Here is an 18,757-nt window from a genome sequence, read left to right on the forward strand (position 1 = left end):
TGTCTTTAAAAAAAACCTTTGTACCTTTGTTACTCTCAACCTTTGAAACTCAAAAAGAAAAAAATGTCGCCCAAAGAATCCCTCCAGCAACACATTGCCAAAACGGCTGCATTGACAGACGGGCAATTCGATTATTTCTTTTCGCATTTTAAACCACAGTCATTCAGGAAAGGGCAAACCGTTATTAGTGCCGGAGATAAAGTCGATTGCGAGTATTTTGTAATTTCGGGTTGTTTAAAGGCTTTTTACATAAACGATGAAATCAAAATGTACATTTTGCAATTTGCAATGCCAACGTGGTGGACATCTGATTACGATGCTTTATACAATCAGACTACGGCAACGATAAATATCGATTGCATTACAGATGTCGAAGTGCTTAGTCTTTCTAACAGTGATCGCGAAAAATTGTGCAGTGAATTTCATCAGATAGAACATTTTTTTAGATGGAGAACCAACAAAGGATATATTGCTTCTCAAAAACGACTTTTATCTTTAATGAATAATAATACCAAAAAGCGTTACGAAGAACTTTTGGCATTATATCCGCAGCTTTACAATTTAGTTCCTAAACATTTAATTGCTGCTTATTTAGGGGTTTCAAGAGAAACTTTAAGTAGATTATATAATTCATAACCCGAATGTGATCTACATCACGTAACCAATTTTTAGAGTCGCCGTTCCTTTGTATTGTACTTTTAAATACAATAAAAATGGAAACAATAAATTTTAATATCGTAAGCTCAGGAAGCAATATCGATTGGACCGGTAGAAAAGTTACTGGTGCACATAATGGTACAATAGGTATCAAAGAAGGTCATTTTATTTTGAATGACGGAAAAATAAACGGTGGAAATATTGTCATCAATACATCGTCAATAAAAATTATGGACGTTACAGATCCCGCTACAAAGGCACAATTTGCTGGACATCTGGCTTCGGATGATTTTTTCTCTATCGAAAAATTCCCAACGGCAAACTTTGAAATTCTTTCTGTAAAAGAAATTTCAAACGGTAAATATTATCTTGAAGGAAATCTTACTATAAAAGATATTACACATCTTACAGGTTTTGAAACTGAAGTAGAAAATACTAATACTACACTTTCGCTTTCAGGGAAATTGGTTATTGATCGTACCAAATACGATATCAAATTCCGTTCAGGAAACTTCTTTAAAGATTTGGGAGATACATTGATCTACAACGATTTTGAATTGGATTTTAGGATCACTGCCCAAGCTATATTTTCTGCACAGTCTAAAAACTAAAGCCATGCCTTACGTAAAAATCGAATTGACCCGCGAAGGTGTTACCCGCGAGCAAAAACAGGAATTAATAAGCGGAATTACCAATTTAATTACTGATGTACTGAACAAAGATCCGCATTTGACTCACGTTGTCATTCAGGAAATCGAACTCGAAGATTGGGGTTATGCAGGAGTTCAGGTATCTGTATTAAGAGAAAAAGGTATCACAGCCGATAAAAAATAAAGAGCATGAAAAAACAAACAATAATCGTTACCGGAGCAGCTTCAGGTATCGGAAAAGGAATCGCCAAATACTTCTTAGACAGAGGTGATAATGTGGTGATAAACTCAGTAACACCAACTGCATTAGAAAGCACTTACAACGAGTTTGGGGCAGGCGATAATCTGGCAATGTTTGCCGGAGATGTAAGCAGGAAACAAACGGGAGAAGAATTGGTGAAAATTGCTTTAGAAAAATTTGGTTCTGTAGATGTATTGGTCAACAATGCGGGAATCTTCGACAGTAAACCATTTTTAGAAGTAGATGAAACGTATCTGGATAAATTTCTGACCACAAACCTAAAAGGGACTTATTTTACCACACAATCGGTTATGCCACAAATGCTCAAACAACAAGACGGTGTTGTAATAAACATTGGAACACCGTTGGTAAATCACGGTTTAGGCGGTTGGCCAGCTTCGGCCCCCGTAGCAAGCAAAGGCGCTATTCATGCATTAACGATTCAGCTGGCAGCCGAATTTGGGAAACAGAACATTCGCATCAATACCGTTGCACCGGGCGTTATTCGTACGCCAATGCATGGCGATAAAGCAGATCAAAGTGCCGGATTGCATTTGCTAAACAGGGTAGGAGAGATCGATGATGTTGCCCAGATGGTTTAAACTGTTGCCAAAAGCAACTTTATTACAGGTTCTATTATTAATGTTGATGGTGGTAAAGGTGCGGGACATAATTTAAACTAAGTTGAAAACTATTTTATTAATTGCTTTTATGCTCTGTATTTTGCAGGGCATAAAAGCTCAAAATAACACTAAAATGGAAAATCAGGCCAACGTATCAGCAATTACTGATGCGATAGAAAACTATTATTTTAAGGGCATTTATGAAGGTGATGAAATACGCTTGGGAAGCATTTTTTATCCCGGGACTTTAGTTTTTGGCGATGTACAGGGACAGCCTTATTTTAAAACAGTAGATCTTTATCTTGATGGCGTAAAAAATAGACAAAGTCCTAAGGATTCGGGAAAACGCTTTAAAGGAGAAATTCTCAAGATAAATGTAGTAAATTCAATAGCTACAGCCGAAATTAATGTTAAAATGTACGACTTTAATTATCGGGATTTTTTATCTTTCCATAAGATTAACGGAAAATGGCTAATCGTCAATAAATTGTTGACAGATATAAGCCAATAAACTTAAAATGGAGAAAGAATGTGGTACACTACAAAAGCTACAGCATTATTAGGTATTGATTATCCTATAATGCAGGGACCATTTGGTGGTAATTTATCAACGGTAGAATTAACTGCCGCGGTATCAAACGCTGGCGGACTTGGTGGATACGGTGCTTATACAATGTCGGCTCAGGAGATTTTTGAGGCAGACAAACAATTAAAAGCAGCAACCAATAAACCGTATAATATCAATCTTTGGGTTTCAGATCATGATATTTCGCCCTCTGGTTTATCAGATGAAGAATACAACAAAACCGCAGCACTATTTAAACCCTATTTTGATGAAGTTGGGATTCCGTTACCGGAAAAACCAGCGCCATTTCAGTCAAGATTTAAAAATCAATTAGAGGTAATTTTAGATATAAAACCAAAAGTTTTCAGTTTTATGTTTGGCGTTCCTCCTCAGGATGTTTTAGAACAATGTCGCAGATCAGGAATTGTAACGGTCGGGGCAGCGACAACTTTAGACGAAGCTATTTTTCTGGAAGCAGCGGGTGTAGATATGATTATTGCCTCTGGTTTTGAAGCAGGCGGACACAGACCATCGTTTTTGGCTCCAGCCGAATCATCTTTAACCGGAACTTTTGTATTACTACAACTCATTCGCGAAAAGGTAAAAACGCCAATTATCGCTGCGGGCGGAATCGCCAACGGAAAAGGGGTCGCAGCAGCATTAGCTCTAGGCTCAAGTGCCGCTCAGGTAGGAACAGCGTTTTTAGCCTGCGATGAATCGAATGCATTACCCATTCATAGAGAAATGTTATTTTCTGATGCGGCAAAATACACCACTTTATCCCGTGCGTACACAGGACGTTTAGGACGCGGATTAACGAGCAGAATTGCCACGAAAATCTCAGGTGCAGCACAAGATATTCTGCCGTTTCCTTTGCAGACTACACTTATATCGCCGTTGCGAAAAGCAGCTCTTGACCAGCAAAAATGGGATATGATCTTATTTTGGGGCGGACAAATTGCTCCAATTTTAAAACATACCAAAGCCAAAGAATTGATGCATTCTCTTATAGAAGAAACGAATGCTTATTTTGATGATTTGAAGGGATAAGATAATTTAATATATTGACGAAAGCCTGATTGTGTAGATTGGGCTTTTTTTATGCGTTAATTTTTTATAAATATATAAGTGCAGAACGAAATTTTATTAAACACATAGAAACGTAGAATTTTGAAACTTCACAATGTCCGTTTCGCCATTTACTTTGCCCGTTTCGCCTATTTACTGATTTTATAGCAGCTGTTATCGCAATACTTTTGACGAAGAAATTAACTGATATTCAAATAATTTAAAAATCAAAAACAATGAAAATACTTCAAAAAAACAAACGCACTTTTTTGAATGCAATCGCAACAGGAACATTTATGCTGATAGCAGCAATTGGATCCGCACAGAAAAATGAGGCAAAAACCAAAACTGATGCCCAAACAATTCGTCCGTATCACATTAGTATTTCGCAAGAAGCCTTAACAGATCTTCGCAATCGTATCAATGCGACAAGATGGCCGGATAAAGAAACCGTTACAGATCAGTCACAAGGCGTTAAATTGCAACAAATTCAAAACCTTGTACAATATTGGGGAACTACTTATGACTGGCGTAAAACCGAAGCCAAACTAAATGCTTTGCCTCAATTTGTAACCAATATAGATGGTTTAGACATTCAGTTCATTCACATCAAATCAAAACATAAAAATGCATTGCCCCTTATAATTACTCACGGTTGGCCGGGATCTTTTTTTGAACTGCTAAAAGTAATAGGACCACTTACAGATCCTACCGCTTATGGAGGAAAAGCCGAAGATGCTTTTGATCTTGTAATTCCGTCAATGCCAGGTTATGGTTTCTCAGAAAAACCAACAGGAACGGGTTGGGGACCGGAAAAAATAGGTAATGCCTGGGATGTTTTAATGAAACGTTTAGGATACAAAAACTATGTATCGCAAGGAGGCGATTGGGGTTCTGTAATTGCAGATGCTATGGCGCGCCAGGCTCCGCAAGGATTGTTAGGGATTCATGTAAACATGCCGGCAACAGTTCCTGCTGATATTGCCAAAGCCCTAAAAGACGGAAATCCTGCGCCAAACGGATTATCGATTAAAGAAAAAGCAGCTTTTGTTTCTCTTAATAAATTATATACCAAAGGCGGTGGTTATGCTGGAATGATGGTAACACGTCCTCAGACTTTAGGCTACGGACTTACAGATTCTCCAGTTGGATTGGCTTCTTTTTTCTTAGATAAATTCAACGAATGGACCTATAGCGGCGGAAATGCAGAAAAATCGCTTACCAAAGACGAAATGTTGGATGATATCTCTTTGTATTGGTTAACAAACACAGCAAATACATCGGCACAATTGTATTGGGAGAATAATACGAACAACTTTAATGTAGTAGAACAAAAAACAAACGACATAAAAATTCCGGTTGCAGTAACTGTTTTTCCCGGAGAAATTTATCAGGCACCAAAAAGCTGGACAGAGAAAAGTTATAAAAACCTCATTTATTTTAATGAAGTATCAAAAGGAGGTCATTTTGCCTCTTGGGAAGAACCACAACTTTTTGCAGAAGAACTTCGTGCAGCTTTTAAGTCCTTAAGAAAATAACTATAAAATATTATGTGTTTAAATTAAATTAAAGTCAAAAATTAAAAGGACTAAAAAGATTAAAAAATAAAATCTGCTCAATCTGCCAAATCTGCGAGAAAAATTATTTAACACATAATCTAAAAAACAAACAATAATGAAAACAAATAAAATATACGCAATTATGGTCTTAGGACTTATGGCATTATTAGCTCCATCGAATGCTCAGGCACAACAAAACGGTATAAAACGAACCAATTTGCAAAAACACGATCTAAGTATTCCGGGCAAAGAAATGGTTCAGGCACGAATCGATTTTGACGCTCATGCAGCTTTTGGAAAACATGCACATCCGGGAGAAGAAATTATTTATGTCCTTGAGGGTTCCTTGGAATATCAAATTGAGGATGAAACTCCTATAACCTTAAAAGCAGGAGAAGTACTTTTTATACCTGCCGGAAAGTTTCACTCCGCAAAAAATAATACCAATACAAAAGCTTCTGAGTTAGCCACTTATATTGTAGAGAAAGGGAAACCTGTTCTGGTAATGAAAAAATAAAAAATTCAGGTTTACGTTTGTCCGTTTCAGGATTTACTTCGTCCGTTTCGACTATTTTCTAATGGTACAACGATCGTTATCGCCATACTTTTGACGAAGAAATAAACTAATAATCAAACTATTAAAAATAATAATCATGAAAAGAACAGAAAAAAATAAAAGTAGTTTTACAAATAAAACAGCTTCAATAATGGTTTTAGTTGCAGCATTATTTTTTGGATTGACCGCCATAAATGCACAATCAAACAAACAAACAGCAGCAGCAGGTTCTCTGGGAACCTTAAAACAAATTAATGCAGGATTATTGAATGTTGGGTATACAGAAGCAGGACCTTCAACAGGAACACCGGTAATTTTACTTCATGGCTGGCCTTATGATATTCACAGTTATAATGAAGTAGTGCCAATTCTGGTTTCAAAAGGATACAGAGTTCTTACTCCTTATTTAAGAGGATCAGGAACGACAACTTTCCTCTCAAAAGATACTTTTAGAAACGGACAGCAAGCAGCATTGGCAAGCGATATTATTGCTTTTATGGATGCACTAAAAATTGATAAAGCTATTATTGGAGGATTCGATTGGGGAGCAAGAACAGCAGTGGTTATGGCGGCGCTATGGCCAAAACGTTTAGACGGATTAGTCTCTGTAAGTGGTTACCTTGTAGTAAATCTGGAAGCAAACCTAAAACCGTTGGCTCCTCAAGCCGAATTAGGATGGTGGTATCAGTATTATTTTGCTACCGAAAGAGGAAAATTGGGTTACAGCCAAAATACCTATGAGTTTAATAAACTGATCTGGAAAACAGCTTCTCCGTTATGGAATTTCGACAAAGCAACTTACGATCAAACCGCACAGTCTTTTGATAATCCGGATCACGTAGCAATTGTTATTCATAATTACAGATGGCGTCAATCTCTGGAAGCAGGTGAATCTAAATATGATAGTTTAGAAAAAAAACTTGCCGAAAGACCAGCAATTAAAGTTCCGACCATCACGATAGCAAGTGATTTTGATGGTGCTAATATAGACGGAAAAGTATACGCCAGTAAGTTCGCCGGTAAATACCAACACAGAATCCTAAAAGGCATTGGACACAACGTTCCTCAGGAAGATCCAAAAGCATTTGCTCAGGCAATTATCGATGTGGATAAGCTTAAATAAAATACCCAGGAAAAACACACACTACATCCGTACTCTAAAGCGACAAAAGAAAATATTAACGTAACAATTAATATCCTTTACTATTTTAAACTATAAAACCTCTTCTGCTCAAGAGGTTTTTTAGTACTAAAACTTATTTAAGTTTTTATTGAGATAAGGCTATATATTTAGCAAGTAACCAATTTTTTGCAAGATATAAATATTTTAATAAAAACTTGTTAAATAGAGATGATTGAAAACCTTTATCAAGGACAAAACTATGAAAAAGACAAAACTAACACATCAAAGAAAAGATTTGACCTTAAACTTGAATAAACAGGGTTTAAGGACTTGTAAAATAAAGCCTTATAATAGTTTTAAGTTTCCTGGATAAAAATAAAATGAATTTTTGATGTATTCCTAAAAAGGGAATCTTTTTAGGTTAAGGATAAAAAACACAGATTATCATCTTGTTGAGATTAAAATAGATAATAATTTCATGTTATTATAATTAAATCAATTAATAGAGAACTATCATATAAAGTATTTATTTAATAAAAAATATCTTTAAAGCTACCATGTAGACACAAGTAAAAAAAGTAACACGAATTGCACTAATTGTCACTAATTCGTTTGTGAAATTAATTTCACAAACAAGGTTAGCTTATTAAAATTTGTGCAATTCGGGTTCAAAATTGATTTATAATATTTATATCCAGACGATAGGTCTTTAAAGCTTTTTTTTATTTGAGAATCAGCTTTATTTTCAAAAGAAAAATACTTCTAAAATATTCTATCTTTGACAAAGCAGGATTAAAATAAACACAAAAAATGGAAAAAGTAAAACGCTTTCAGGTTTCCCGTAAAGTAATATGGGGAAGTTCTATAGCATTGGCAATTCTCGCTTCGATACCCAAATTATTTGATGCAGATTCTACTCCCGGCGACATCATTATCAACTCTTCGATCACGTTATTGTTTTCTGTTTTTATATGGTATTACAACATTTATAGTTTGCCTAAATTCTCATCGCAACGAACCCATACAAGTTTATTTAATTGGAAACTTTTACTTAGTGTTTTAATGGGGATCCTTGTAATGGTTATTTTGGTAATAGGACATCAGGAACTTTTTCAGATTTCAAAAATGGATGCTCCCATCATGTTTGAGTTAAGAGGGATTTTGATTAATTTGATTGTTTATATGTTCTTGCATTTGCTGTTTCAAAATTATCAGACCCAACAAATGGGAGTAGAGCTCGAACGTACCAAAGCAGTAAACTTAGGCGCACAATACGAACTTCTGAAACAACAGGTAAATCCGCATTTTTTGTTTAATAGCCTCAATACTTTAAAATCGATGGTGGATATTCAGGACCCGCAGAGTTCTGATTTTATATTAAAATTATCAGATTTTTATCGATTTACACTCGAAAGCCGAAAGCTGGATTTAATACCGTTACGAGAAGAACTTCAAATTCTTGATTCGTATGTTTATTTGCTAAAAGCCCGTTTTGAGGATGGATTTGTTTTAGAAAATCAAGTCGATCAAAAACAATACGATTCGGCCGTTCCGCCTTTTACCCTGCAATTGCTCATCGAAAATTGTATCAAACACAATGTGGTGTCGCTTGATAAGCCTTTGTACATTAAATTATATACCGATGGCGATTTTTTAGTAATCGAAAATAAAATACAACTTAAAAGAGGCGTATTATCTACAGGAGTTGGTCTGGACAATATCAACCAACGCTTTATGCATTTGATTCACAAAGAAATTGAAATTGAGAAAAACGAAACTATTTTTAAAGTAAAAATACCAATGACCTATGAATATCGTAATAATTGAAGACGAAGTAAAAACGGCCAAAGCACTTGGTCAGCTTATTTTGAGTATCAGACCTGATGCTCAAATTTTATCGTATATACAAAGTATCGATGGTGCAGTGGGGTATTTGTTAGAAAACGACCAGCCCGACCTGATCTTTATGGACATTCAGCTGGCAGATGGATTGTGTTTTGAAATTTTTAAAAATGTTGCCGTCGTATCTCCCGTAATATTTTGTACCGCTTTTGATGATTATGCGATCGAAGCTTTTAAGTCAAACGGAATCGATTATGTGCTAAAACCGTTTTCTAGAGAAAGTATTGCCCAGGCGATTAAAAAAGCAGGAGAGCTAAAAAATTTCTTCCAAAGGAATAAAAAAGTGATGCCGGATTTTGATTATCTATTGACCAGAACAGGCGAAAATACAGGTAAAAGCAGCTTTTTAGTTTTCAAAAACAATAAGTACCAAACCGTTCTTACCGAGAATATTGCATTTTTTTTTATTAAAAATGAAACCCCAACAATTATGACATTCGATAAGATCGAATATCAAATCACACAATCTCTGGATGAGGTGCATAAGCTATTATCGCCAATCCAGTTTTTTAGAACCAACAGACAATATTTGGTTAATTTTTCGGCCATTAGAGAAGCAGAACATTATTTCTCCCGTAAGCTAATTATCAAATTGACAATCCCAACCGAAGAAAAATTATTGGTTGGCAAAGACAAAGCAACCGCATTTTTGAGCTGGTTAGAGAATAGGTAGATTAAAATTTATAATGCCACAGATTAAACGGATTCTTTTTTTGAATCAGTTTCATTTTAAATTAAAAAAAATCTTTAAAATCATTTTAATCTGGGGCATAAAAAAATCACTGATCATAGAAATAATAATCAGTGAATATCGGTTTTAATCCGTGTAATCTGTGGGCAATTCTACATCAAATCAGCTTTGGCTGTAGCAGAAACTTTCCCAGTCGAAGTATTTTGTATAAATCCAATTACTTCCCAATTTTTAGAATCAAAATCAGATGGTTTCGCAATCGTCAGATTATCTTCTTTTTCGAGAACAGGAAAACCTTTAAGCTTTCTTACAATCTGAACATGATGTAGCGTGTATCCTTTATTTTCGCCACGTGCCACTTTCGAAATGGCTTCTTTTTGGACTACAGCAATAAACAAATCTGTGTTTTTTTGAATCTGATTTGTTTTAAAATGTATGTTTAATGAATTTTTATCACCACTTTTCACTGTAAGTTCCAGACTGGAATTTTGTTTTATCGCTAAAACATCAGAAATCTTTTTAGAAAGACCTACTTCATTATAACCTGCAAATTCTGTAGTTCCGTTTATAATAAACTGCGGCGTATACATGACATACAAATTCAGCCAGTTTTGATATTGTTGTTGGCGATTTGTAAATTCGTGTGAACTAAACTGATCTTTCCATCCCAAACGATCCCAATAATCGACATGATAAGCCAGAAAATAAATGTTTTGATCTTTGGTTTCGCTCTGTAATTTTGCCATCAATCCATCGGCAGGAGGACAGCTGGAACATCCTTCAGAAGTAAAAAGTTCTACAACAGCAAATCCGTTTGAGTTCGCAGTTTGTATGGTGTTTTTTTGTGTTTTAGATTTTGCGGTAATTTCAGTGGCATTTTCTGGAAACATGAAACAACTCAGGAAAAAGAGTGACGAAAGTGCAATAGCGACCGTTATTAAAAATGTATTTTTCATATTGTTTTATTTTAAATAACCCGTTGGTTGTAATTAATTTTAACACATAGAAACATAGCTTTTGGACCTTTAAAAAAGGCGTTTCACTTGTTTAAAATGAACATAGCCTAGCGATGTGAAAGAAATGTATTTCTTTTTGCATTCTTTTTAGCTGGAAAAATCTATGTTTCTATGTGTTAAATATATATTTTTGACTCTAGCGAAACGCACAGACGAAGTAATTACACCCAACGGTTTTTAGATAGTATTGTAGTATCCAATAATGCCTAAGAAAGTTTCTTAAGCATTTTTGTTTGTGTTTATTTTAGAAGATAAGAACTTAATTTATTGCACTATAACTTGCTGTGTACAATTTTCTAAACATACTATAGGTTATGCTCACCATTATAAAAGCGATAATTGCATCGATGGTTGCAGGACAACCCAGTACTGTAAATTTAGAAAAGAAAGCAAAGATGATGTCGAAAAATATACCTGCAAATACCCATTCTTTCAATCGTAATAGTTTATTGGGGAGCAAAAGTGTAATGACACCGCTGACTTTCATTACGCCAAGCAAATAAATAAAATGTTCCGGATAACCTAATTGTTGGGTAATTTGCCAAACGATTGGATTTTTTGTTAGTTCAAAAAAACCGCTGGCACCAAACCATAAAGAGGTTAATACGATTCCTGTCCAGTAAATAATTTTTGTTGTTTTTACATTCATGATTTCTAATTTTTTTAGTTGATTTATAGGGCAAATTTGCGCTATAAGTCTTTAATCCTAAATTGAAATTATGCCGAAACGGACAATTTAAACTCTAAAAGAGACAATCTGTAAGTTGATGTAATTGCTCTGATTTTTTCTGAAGGCTGATGGAGTAGTGCCACGATGTTTTTTGAATATTTTATTGAGTTGACTTTCATCATTAAAAGAAATGTTAAAATAGTTGTATTTTAAGACCGAACGGTCTAAATTTGTTCGCTCAAATAAAAAGCGATGAGAAAAGCAGAGAGAACCAGACAATTTATTATTGAAGCATCGGCACCTATAATCAACAAAAAGGGAATGGCAGGAACTTCAATGAGTGATATTATGGAAGCTACAAAATTGGCAAAAGGCGGTATTTATGGGAATTTCGAGAGCAAAGAAGAAATTTGTACAGAATCGTTTCTTTATCTGAGATCTCAATTGTCTACAAAATTAAATACTGCTGTAGCAATAGGAAAATCGGCCAAAGAAAAATTATCTAATTTATTGAATGTTTATGCCAACGACATAAATACAGAAGACGGTTGCCCTATTTTGAACTTTGGAGCAGAGGCTGATGATACCAATCCGGTTATAAAAGAATTGGTAAAGAAAGCAATTCGCTCTGCTCAAAATAGATTTTTTACTCTGGCAGAAGAAGGAATTGCCGCAAAAGAATTATCGCCGGCTTTAAATCCCGAACATTTTAGTATTAAAGTTTTTGCCCTGATTGAAGGAGCAATTTTATGTAGAAAAATTTTAGGTACAGAGGATCAAATGAAAATTATTCTGGACAGTATCAAAACCGAATTTGAAAGCTATTTGATATAGTTTTTTTTTGAACTTTTTTAGACCGTTCGGTCTATTTTGTTAATTGTTAATTTAAAAAAATGAGAAATTTAAAAGAAAATCATAAGGGCTTTAGTACCTTATTGGCCTTGTCCCTTATCCCGTTATCCGGATTTGCAACAGATATTTATTTGCCTTCGCTTCCTGCTATGGCAAAAGATCTTCACGTTTCTGCAGGAGCTATTCAGCTTTCGCTTGTGTTCTTTATGTTTAGTCTGGGGGTTAGCCAGATTTTTATAGGCAGTATATTGGATAGTTTCGGGCGTTTTAAAATTAGTATTGCCTCGCTTGCGGTATTTTCTGCAACAAGTTTTGTTATTGCTTTAGTACCTGATCTTTATGTTATTTATGCCATGCGTATCATTCAGGGCATCGCGATTGCGTTTATTGTAATTGCAAAACGAGCCTATTTTGTAGATCTCTACACAGGCGAAAAACTCAAGAGCTATATTAGTTTATTTTCTATAATCTGGTCTTGTGCACCCATTATGGCGCCATTTCTGGGAGGTTATTTAGAGCATAGTTTTGGGTGGCGATCTAATTTTTATTTCCTTGGCGGATTATCCTTGCTTTTTCTGGTTTTAGAATTATTGTATAGCGGAGAATCGCTCAAATATTTTCATCCTTTTAAACTAAAAACCATTGCACAAACGTATTCAGGAATGCTCAAATCTGGAGATTTTACCTTAGGCGTATTAATTTTGGCAATCTGTTTTGGGCTTGTCGTAGTTTATAGTTTAGCCAGTCCTTTTATTGTAGAACGTGTATTGGGATATACCGCAATTACCACAGGTTACAGTTCTTTATTGTCCGGTTTAGCGGTTATGACCGGAGGTATAATTGCAAAATCTCTTATTGATAAACCTTTGGCAAAAAAAGTTACCATAGCCGTTACCGTACAATTGATCCTGGTATTGTTGATGATTTCGACATCTTCTATAACAAGTAATATCTATACGCTAATAGGTTTTACGATGGGAATTAATATCTGTGGAGGTTTTATTTTTAATAATATTTACGGGTATTGTCTGAGTCGTTTTTCTAAAAATGCCGGAGTTGCCAGTGGTCTTACCGGCGGAGGAACCTATATGTTAAGTTCCATACTGAGCTATGGATTTGTTAATTTGTATGCTGTAAAAAGTCAGTTATTATTAGGGTTTGCAAATATTTCATTAGTCTTTATCGCTGTTATTGTTTTTATGATTTTCAACAGATACAGTGTACTGAGCCTGCGAACAGTTCCTGTCAAATAATAAAGCTTAGAACCTAAATAAAAGAAATTCCGGATTCCAGTTAAATACTGGAATTCGGAATTTTTTATTTGAAATTTTATGGGGTTCAATTGACCCGATTTTTTAGAAAGTATGGTGCTTTTGGTTTAAATTTGTATGTCAAAATTATAAAAACTACAGCCCGGATGTTGCCATACAAATCTTTAATTCAAATTGATAGAAACGCTTCGATAAACCTTTACATTCAGGTATGTACTAATTTTATTTCCCTGATTACCAACGGTACACTTCAGCCTTCGGATGTATTGCCAAGTTCTCGTGTTCTTGCAGAACTAATAGGTATCAATAGAAATACGGTAAAACTGGCTTATGAGGAATTAATTAGTCAGGGTTGGGCAGAATCTGTAGAACGAAAAGGCGTTTTTGTATTGTCGAAATTGCCGGTAATTTCCAAAAGTAAAATTCCTGTACGGGATAAAAATAATACCGAAGAGGAATCTTTTATCTGGACTAATAATTTTAAACACAAAGTTTCCGGAAGAAATTTTCAGGAATCAGTTCTCACCATCGATCCGGGTTTTCCGGATGTTCGCCTGGCTCCCGTAGATCAGTTAATGCGGGAATACCGAAGCCTTTCTAGAAAATTTTACGGAAAAAATTTCCTCAAATACGGCAGCTCAAAAGGTTCAGAGCATCTTAGGGTTTCAATTTCAAATTATCTCGCCAATACCAGAGGTTTAGTAGTTTCGTCTGATAATATTGTAATTACAAAAGGCAGCCAGATGGGAATTTATCTCGCATCGCAATTGCTTCTAAATACAGGTGATCTTGTGGCAGTTGGAACTTCAAATTATAGTTTTTCTGAAGATACGTTCAAACATGCAGGAGCAAAATTATTGCGTATTCCTGTAGACGACAATGGTATGGATATCGATTATCTGGAAAATATTTTGCTGCAACAAACCATAAAAGTAGTCTATATTATACCGCATCATCACTTTCCTACAACGGTAACGTTGAGTATGGAACGCAGATTAAAATTATTAAATCTGGCAAGACAATATCGGTTTGCGATTATTGAAGACGATTATGATTTTGATTTTCATTACGATAACAAACCCTATTTGCCATTGGCGAGTATTGATCATCATCATAATGTGATCTACATAGGTTCTATTTCAAAGACCTTTGCTCCGGCACTTAGAATTGGATTTATGTCGGGACCTCCTGCATTTATTGATGCCGCAGCATCGTTAAGACAATTGATAGACAAACAGGGAGATACGCTTCTTGAAGATGCATTTTCGGTATTATTTGATAATGGCGACATGGAAAGACATTTTCGAAAATCCTTAAAAATTTACAAACAACGCCGGAATTTATTTTGCGAAGTGCTTCAGTCTGATTTTAAGGAGGTAATACAATTCGAAATACCGGATGGTGGCTTAGCCGTCTGGACTGTTTTTGACAAAAGCATTGATTTAATCAGATTGTCCCAAAACACACTAAAAAATGGGTTGTATATTGATGATACCAATTTTTATAAAAATGAATCTTTTGATACCAATTCGATGCGAATGGGTTTTGCTTCGCTGGATGAAAATGAAATAGAGAAAGCATTTTTGATCCTTAAAAAAAGTATGGATTAGATTTTCTGGGCTAGTGTTTATTTTAAAATTGGTATATTTTTCATCCAGTATGTTGCGCTAATTTTGTATTGAAGAAATTTAGACAAGCGGTTTTCTTAAACCTCATGTTAATAGAAAACAATAATAATTTAAAAAAATATAAAAGATGAAAACGAGAATTAAGATTGACCAAATAGAGCCAGCAGGATACAATGCCGTTCTTGGACTTGAAAAATTTATTGAAAACTCCTCTCTGACAAGAACACACAAAGAGTTAATAAAAATAAGGGCTTCACAAATAAACGGTTGTGCTTTTTGTATTAATATGCATACCAAAGATGCTCGCAAAGCCGGCGAAACAGAGCAGCGTATCTATGCTTTGAATGCCTGGCGTGATACCCCATATTTTACAGAAGAAGAAAGAGCAATATTAGCGTTGACAGAAGAAATTACCTTAATAAGCAATCATGTAAAAGAGGAAACCTATGAGCAGGCTGCCAAAGTTCTCGATGAAAAATATCTTGCTCAGGTAATTTTAGCCATTATAACAATCAATGTCTGGAACAGAATTGGTATTTCGACAAATCTTATACCGTCATAAAATAAAATTGATCCGGATGAATCAATTAGAATAGTGTGATAATGAAATCCCTCAATATTTGTATTGAGGGATTTTGTTTTTTTGCTTTAGAACCAGCAATTATTTGAAGATAAAGGGGGTAAAATTATTTCGTTACTTTTTTAAATCGCATCATTGGAACATCGTTAAGCAATAAATTAAGTTTACCGTCTTTATCGATCGAATAAGCATTGATTTTTTTAATGATTTGCAAGAAAGTTTGTTCTCCGCCACCTTCACAGTACATTAAAGTAGCCGGACCCTGTTCGCCAAAAGTTAACGATTTTCCTTTCAAGGTATAGGGTGCACTATATCCGTTACATCCTGCATTTCCAAATACCTGGCCAGTTGCCTGATCAAATTTAATATATGGTTTTTTATCCGGATACAATCCCTCAAAAGCAATACGCGGACCAGAAATATAGTCTAATTCCCAAGAGGTATTATAAAGATCAGCAGTTTTGGATGTGTCTTTCATTGGTGTACAAGAAGTAAAAGATAATGCTAAAACAGAAACAATTAGTACGATGTAATTTTTCATAAAATAAGATTTTAGAACATAAATTTAAAGATTTTTACTAGAATTTAGTCCATAAATCTGACTTTTTTTAAGTAGGAAGATTTTAAAATATATTGTAACATCAACCTTCTTAAGTTTTAATATATAAAGAAATAATATTTTAATATCTCAACACATGTAAAGGGTAATGTTTATTTTTAAGATGAATTTTGCGTCATCATTAAAAATAATAAAGATGAAAACATTACTTCACACAGCTGCAAAAAACCTGTTTCTTTAGAGGGACAGGTTTTTTAATTTTAAGATAATCAGTAGAGTTTGATGAGCGTAAAATATAAAATTAGGTTTGGTTGCATCTCAAATAATCTTTATTAAATTTGATCCGTTATTATCTTCAAATGATAGTATAAATGGCTATAATAACAGAGAAAAATATTTGAATCAATCAAAAAGTAACTATTGAAAAAGAAATCGAATATAGAACTTCACACAGGAGAATTGGATGGCTTTGGTATTGAGGTCATAAAAATTGAAGACAATAATGTAGACTTTAGTTCTCATTTGAACAAAGCGCACAGAGACGACCATTATGTTTTTTATATTCAGGAAAAAGGATTAATAGCACTCATGATTGATTTTAAGGATTATGTCGTAAAAGATAATGCCTTGTTTTTTATTGCTCCCGGTCAGGTACATTATTATACCAAACAATTGGATTCTAAAGGTTATTTTATCTTCTTGGAATCTCATAATTTGCAAAATATACATCGAAATATTTTTGATAGTTATCAAAACATTTCTCAGGTTACAGCTATTGAAAACACCTTTTTATTTGATACCGTTTTATTGGTTTTTAACCAAATTACAGAAGATATTGGAGAAATTCAAAAAAGTATTGTTCGATCTCTCATTGATGGTTTAATGGGAATGATGATTTTGGAGCTTCTAAAAAAAGAGCAATCTCCTGAAATTGGAACCGATAGAAAAACAGAAATTACTTCCAGGTTTAGACAATTGGTACAAAAACATTTTTTAGAATTAAAAAGACCCAAAGACTATGCTGCCTTATTGCATATTTCTGTACCTTATTTAAACGAAATTGTCAAGGAACAAACCGGATATGCCTCGAGCTACTGGATACAACATGAAATTTTGCTGGAAGCCAAGCGATTGCTTTTTCATACACAATTGAACACAAAAGAGATTGCTTTTTCGTTGCGATATGAAGATTATACTTATTTCTCCAGATTTTTCAAAAAAAATGAAGGCATTACCCCTTTAGAATTTAGAAAAAACTACTGCGATTTGTCCAATCAAAACTCTTAGTTCTCCATTTTAAGTACTTTATGAAGCCTGTTACTTTGTACTCGTAATTTTTAAACAAAAAAATATGAGTAGAATATTAGAAAAAGGACAAACAATTGATTTTTACAAAGCAACCGTACCCATTATTTTATCGGTGTTTGCTATTTACCTTACGATAGGGCTAACTTTAGGTATCGTACCACAGTTTGTACAAAATGATTTAAAATTTAGTAGTTTGATTGTTGGTCTGGTAATAGGTTTACAACCCTTAACAACACTTTTGACCCGCGCTTATTTTGGCAAACTCACCGATACACGGGGTGCTAAGAAATCTAAGCTCGCAGGAATACTTTTTGTAATGGTTGCAGGGATAATCTATGTACTTGCAGCGTTATTTTCTGCCTATCCTTTAGCAGCTTTGCTACTGCTTCTATTGGCAAGAATCGTTCATGGTATCGCAGAGAGTTTGTTAGTAATTGGTGCTTTGACCTGGGGGATTGGTTTAGTAGGACCTGAAAAATCCGGTAAAGTAATGACCTGGAACGGTATTGCAATGTATGGCGGAATCGCTGTTGGAGCACCTTTGAGTATCTGGATGACCCAAGAGTACGGTATTGTATATGCTTTGGCAATGATCGTAATATTACCAGTTGCAAGCTGGATTTCGACTATCAAACTACCAGCAATTCCGGTTGACCCGGCACATATACGAACACCGTTTTATAAAGTACTGGGAACAATTGCGAAACAAGGGCTAACATTAGCTTTTTCTTCTATAGCATTTGGATGTATTGCTTCGTTTATCGCTTTGTTTTTTACAGAGAAAAACTGGGGAGATGCGTCTTTGGCATTTATGATTTTTGGAATATCTTATATCCTTACAAGGGTGTTTTTTGCTTCTTTTCCCGATAAATATGGTGGTTATAAAATCGCTGTGATTTCATTACTAATAGAGATAGCAGGACAGTTTCTTATTTATACTTCCTTTAGTAAGGAAATGGCTTTATTAGGTTGTGGGTTAACCGGCATAGGTTTTTCACTTATTTTTCCGTCATTGGGAGTCTTGGCAATCAAAAAAGTGACGCCTCAAATGCGAGGAACTGCTTTGGGAGCTTATGCCGCTTTTTTTGATCTTTCGCTTGGTTTAGCAGGACCTTTGGCTGGATTAATTGCGGGTTGGTTTAGTTATCAGGACATTTATTTATTTGGGAGCATTAGCTGTTTATTGGCTTTATTGACCCTGCTATTTAAACGAGATTAAGCCGTAAAATAATTTGATT

Annotated in this window: 21 protein-coding genes; 17 read left to right on the plus strand and 4 right to left on the minus strand. The window is 34.7% G+C overall.

Annotated elements, in window-relative coordinates; translation table 11 throughout:
- The first annotated feature begins 63 nt into the window (after window positions 1-63).
- The 11 genes from B0A64_RS03430 (at window position 64) to B0A64_RS03480 (ending at window position 9,617) form a co-directional block, all read left to right on the plus strand.
- Window positions 64-636 (plus strand): Crp/Fnr family transcriptional regulator, encoded by a 573-nt coding sequence (locus B0A64_RS03430; RefSeq protein ID WP_089478145.1) that lies wholly within the window; start codon window positions 64-66, stop codon window positions 634-636.
- A gap of 77 nt (window positions 637-713) precedes the next feature.
- Entirely contained in the window at window positions 714-1,268 is a 555-nt protein-coding gene (locus tag B0A64_RS03435) for a YceI family protein (protein ID WP_089478146.1), read from the plus strand.
- Window positions 1,269-1,272: 4 nt separating this feature from the next.
- The gene (locus B0A64_RS03440; protein WP_089478147.1) at window positions 1,273-1,491 is read left to right on the plus strand and encodes a tautomerase family protein; all 219 of its coding nucleotides are present in this window, start codon (window positions 1,273-1,275) and stop codon (window positions 1,489-1,491) included.
- Window positions 1,492-1,496: 5 nt separating this feature from the next.
- Complete coding sequence (locus B0A64_RS03445) at window positions 1,497-2,150, plus strand: SDR family NAD(P)-dependent oxidoreductase (RefSeq protein ID WP_244285338.1); 654 nt, start codon at window positions 1,497-1,499, stop codon at window positions 2,148-2,150.
- Window positions 2,151-2,304: 154 nt separating this feature from the next.
- Window positions 2,305-2,682 (plus strand): nuclear transport factor 2 family protein, encoded by a 378-nt coding sequence (locus tag B0A64_RS03450; protein WP_244285339.1) that lies wholly within the window; start codon window positions 2,305-2,307, stop codon window positions 2,680-2,682.
- Window positions 2,683-2,700: 18 nt separating this feature from the next.
- Window positions 2,701-3,786 carry an NAD(P)H-dependent flavin oxidoreductase gene (locus B0A64_RS03455; RefSeq protein ID WP_089478149.1) on the plus strand — a complete coding sequence of 362 codons (1,086 nt, stop codon included), beginning with the start codon at window positions 2,701-2,703 and terminating at the stop codon, window positions 3,784-3,786.
- A gap of 254 nt (window positions 3,787-4,040) precedes the next feature.
- A complete protein-coding gene (locus B0A64_RS03460) occupies window positions 4,041-5,342 on the plus strand; it encodes an epoxide hydrolase family protein (protein WP_089478150.1) in 1,302 nt (433 codons plus the stop codon).
- A 136-nt stretch (window positions 5,343-5,478) separates the two neighbouring features.
- Window positions 5,479-5,880 (plus strand): cupin domain-containing protein, encoded by a 402-nt coding sequence (locus tag B0A64_RS03465; protein ID WP_089478151.1) that lies wholly within the window; start codon window positions 5,479-5,481, stop codon window positions 5,878-5,880.
- 136 nt (window positions 5,881-6,016) lie between these two features.
- On the plus strand, window positions 6,017-7,042 hold the full coding sequence (locus B0A64_RS03470) for an alpha/beta fold hydrolase (RefSeq protein ID WP_089478152.1): 1,026 nt from the start codon (window positions 6,017-6,019) through the stop codon (window positions 7,040-7,042).
- An 810-nt stretch (window positions 7,043-7,852) separates the two neighbouring features.
- Complete coding sequence (locus B0A64_RS03475) at window positions 7,853-8,869, plus strand: sensor histidine kinase (RefSeq protein ID WP_089478153.1); 1,017 nt, start codon at window positions 7,853-7,855, stop codon at window positions 8,867-8,869.
- Window positions 8,850-9,617 carry a LytR/AlgR family response regulator transcription factor gene (locus B0A64_RS03480; RefSeq protein ID WP_089478154.1) on the plus strand — a complete coding sequence of 256 codons (768 nt, stop codon included), beginning with the start codon at window positions 8,850-8,852 and terminating at the stop codon, window positions 9,615-9,617. The genes B0A64_RS03475 and B0A64_RS03480 overlap by 20 nt, the downstream gene beginning before the upstream one ends.
- 170 nt (window positions 9,618-9,787) lie before the next feature.
- On the opposite strand, the gene B0A64_RS03485 is transcribed toward B0A64_RS03480, so the two are convergent.
- The 3 genes from B0A64_RS03485 to B0A64_RS25705 form a co-directional block, all read right to left on the minus strand.
- Window positions 9,788-10,591, minus strand: coding sequence for a DUF1223 domain-containing protein (locus B0A64_RS03485; protein WP_089478155.1), 804 nt, complete (start codon window positions 10,589-10,591; stop codon window positions 9,788-9,790).
- Window positions 10,592-10,910: 319 nt separating this feature from the next.
- Window positions 10,911-11,300 carry a DoxX family protein gene (locus B0A64_RS03490; protein WP_089478156.1) on the minus strand — a complete coding sequence of 130 codons (390 nt, stop codon included), beginning with the start codon at window positions 11,298-11,300 and terminating at the stop codon, window positions 10,911-10,913.
- Between the two features lie 68 nt (window positions 11,301-11,368).
- Window positions 11,369-11,503 carry a hypothetical protein gene (locus B0A64_RS25705; protein ID WP_262495524.1) on the minus strand — a complete coding sequence of 45 codons (135 nt, stop codon included), beginning with the start codon at window positions 11,501-11,503 and terminating at the stop codon, window positions 11,369-11,371.
- 70 nt (window positions 11,504-11,573) lie between these two features.
- Between B0A64_RS25705 and B0A64_RS03495 the strand changes: the two genes are divergently transcribed.
- The 4 genes from B0A64_RS03495 to B0A64_RS03510 all read left to right on the plus strand — a co-directional run bounded on the left by B0A64_RS03495 (window position 11,574) and on the right by B0A64_RS03510 (window position 15,634).
- The gene (locus tag B0A64_RS03495; RefSeq protein ID WP_089478157.1) at window positions 11,574-12,155 is read left to right on the plus strand and encodes a TetR/AcrR family transcriptional regulator; all 582 of its coding nucleotides are present in this window, start codon (window positions 11,574-11,576) and stop codon (window positions 12,153-12,155) included.
- 59 nt (window positions 12,156-12,214) lie between these two features.
- On the plus strand, window positions 12,215-13,426 hold the full coding sequence (locus tag B0A64_RS03500) for an MFS transporter (RefSeq protein ID WP_089478158.1): 1,212 nt from the start codon (window positions 12,215-12,217) through the stop codon (window positions 13,424-13,426).
- 164 nt (window positions 13,427-13,590) lie between these two features.
- Entirely contained in the window at window positions 13,591-15,054 is a 1,464-nt protein-coding gene (gene pdxR, locus B0A64_RS03505; protein ID WP_109746185.1) for a MocR-like pyridoxine biosynthesis transcription factor PdxR, read from the plus strand.
- Between the two features lie 145 nt (window positions 15,055-15,199).
- Complete coding sequence (locus tag B0A64_RS03510) at window positions 15,200-15,634, plus strand: carboxymuconolactone decarboxylase family protein (protein ID WP_089478160.1); 435 nt, start codon at window positions 15,200-15,202, stop codon at window positions 15,632-15,634.
- A 124-nt stretch (window positions 15,635-15,758) separates the two neighbouring features.
- Here the strand turns inward: B0A64_RS03510 and B0A64_RS03515 are convergent, their stop codons facing one another.
- Window positions 15,759-16,193, minus strand: a complete 435-nt coding sequence (locus tag B0A64_RS03515) for an META domain-containing protein (protein ID WP_089478161.1) — start codon at window positions 16,191-16,193, stop codon at window positions 15,759-15,761.
- Between the two features lie 438 nt (window positions 16,194-16,631).
- Between B0A64_RS03515 and B0A64_RS03520 the strand changes: the two genes are divergently transcribed.
- Complete coding sequence (locus B0A64_RS03520) at window positions 16,632-17,498, plus strand: helix-turn-helix domain-containing protein (protein ID WP_089478162.1); 867 nt, start codon at window positions 16,632-16,634, stop codon at window positions 17,496-17,498.
- Between the two features lie 64 nt (window positions 17,499-17,562).
- On the plus strand, window positions 17,563-18,738 hold the full coding sequence (locus tag B0A64_RS03525; protein ID WP_089478163.1) for an MFS transporter: 1,176 nt from the start codon (window positions 17,563-17,565) through the stop codon (window positions 18,736-18,738).
- Window positions 18,739-18,757: the final 19 nt, after the last annotated feature.

The organism is Flavobacterium araucananum (assembly GCF_002222055.1).
In the GTDB taxonomy this organism is placed as follows: Bacteria; Bacteroidota; Bacteroidia; order Flavobacteriales; family Flavobacteriaceae; genus Flavobacterium; species Flavobacterium araucananum.

Excerpts from the sequence above, each read along its gene's own strand:
- B0A64_RS03430 (WP_089478145.1), top strand. The coding sequence starts at position 64 with ATGTCGCCCAAAGAATCCCTCCAGCAACACATTGCCAAAACGGCTGCA.
- B0A64_RS03435 (WP_089478146.1), top strand. The coding sequence starts at position 714 with ATGGAAACAATAAATTTTAATATCGTAAGCTCAGGAAGCAATATCGAT.
- B0A64_RS03440 (WP_089478147.1), top strand. The coding sequence starts at position 1,273 with ATGCCTTACGTAAAAATCGAATTGACCCGCGAAGGTGTTACCCGCGAG.
- B0A64_RS03445 (WP_244285338.1), top strand. The coding sequence starts at position 1,497 with ATGAAAAAACAAACAATAATCGTTACCGGAGCAGCTTCAGGTATCGGA.
- B0A64_RS03450 (WP_244285339.1), top strand. The coding sequence starts at position 2,305 with ATGGAAAATCAGGCCAACGTATCAGCAATTACTGATGCGATAGAAAAC.
- B0A64_RS03455 (WP_089478149.1), top strand. The coding sequence starts at position 2,701 with ATGTGGTACACTACAAAAGCTACAGCATTATTAGGTATTGATTATCCT.
- B0A64_RS03460 (WP_089478150.1), top strand. The coding sequence starts at position 4,041 with ATGAAAATACTTCAAAAAAACAAACGCACTTTTTTGAATGCAATCGCA.
- B0A64_RS03465 (WP_089478151.1), top strand. The coding sequence starts at position 5,479 with ATGAAAACAAATAAAATATACGCAATTATGGTCTTAGGACTTATGGCA.
- B0A64_RS03470 (WP_089478152.1), top strand. The coding sequence starts at position 6,017 with ATGAAAAGAACAGAAAAAAATAAAAGTAGTTTTACAAATAAAACAGCT.
- B0A64_RS03475 (WP_089478153.1), top strand. The coding sequence starts at position 7,853 with ATGGAAAAAGTAAAACGCTTTCAGGTTTCCCGTAAAGTAATATGGGGA.
- B0A64_RS03480 (WP_089478154.1), top strand. The coding sequence starts at position 8,850 with ATGAATATCGTAATAATTGAAGACGAAGTAAAAACGGCCAAAGCACTT.
- B0A64_RS03485 (WP_089478155.1), bottom strand. The coding sequence starts at position 10,591 with ATGAAAAATACATTTTTAATAACGGTCGCTATTGCACTTTCGTCACTC.
- B0A64_RS03490 (WP_089478156.1), bottom strand. The coding sequence starts at position 11,300 with ATGAATGTAAAAACAACAAAAATTATTTACTGGACAGGAATCGTATTA.
- B0A64_RS25705 (WP_262495524.1), bottom strand. The coding sequence starts at position 11,503 with ATGATGAAAGTCAACTCAATAAAATATTCAAAAAACATCGTGGCACTA.
- B0A64_RS03495 (WP_089478157.1), top strand. The coding sequence starts at position 11,574 with ATGAGAAAAGCAGAGAGAACCAGACAATTTATTATTGAAGCATCGGCA.
- B0A64_RS03500 (WP_089478158.1), top strand. The coding sequence starts at position 12,215 with ATGAGAAATTTAAAAGAAAATCATAAGGGCTTTAGTACCTTATTGGCC.
- pdxR (WP_109746185.1), top strand. The coding sequence starts at position 13,591 with ATGTTGCCATACAAATCTTTAATTCAAATTGATAGAAACGCTTCGATA.
- B0A64_RS03510 (WP_089478160.1), top strand. The coding sequence starts at position 15,200 with ATGAAAACGAGAATTAAGATTGACCAAATAGAGCCAGCAGGATACAAT.
- B0A64_RS03515 (WP_089478161.1), bottom strand. The coding sequence starts at position 16,193 with ATGAAAAATTACATCGTACTAATTGTTTCTGTTTTAGCATTATCTTTT.
- B0A64_RS03525 (WP_089478163.1), top strand. The coding sequence starts at position 17,563 with ATGAGTAGAATATTAGAAAAAGGACAAACAATTGATTTTTACAAAGCA.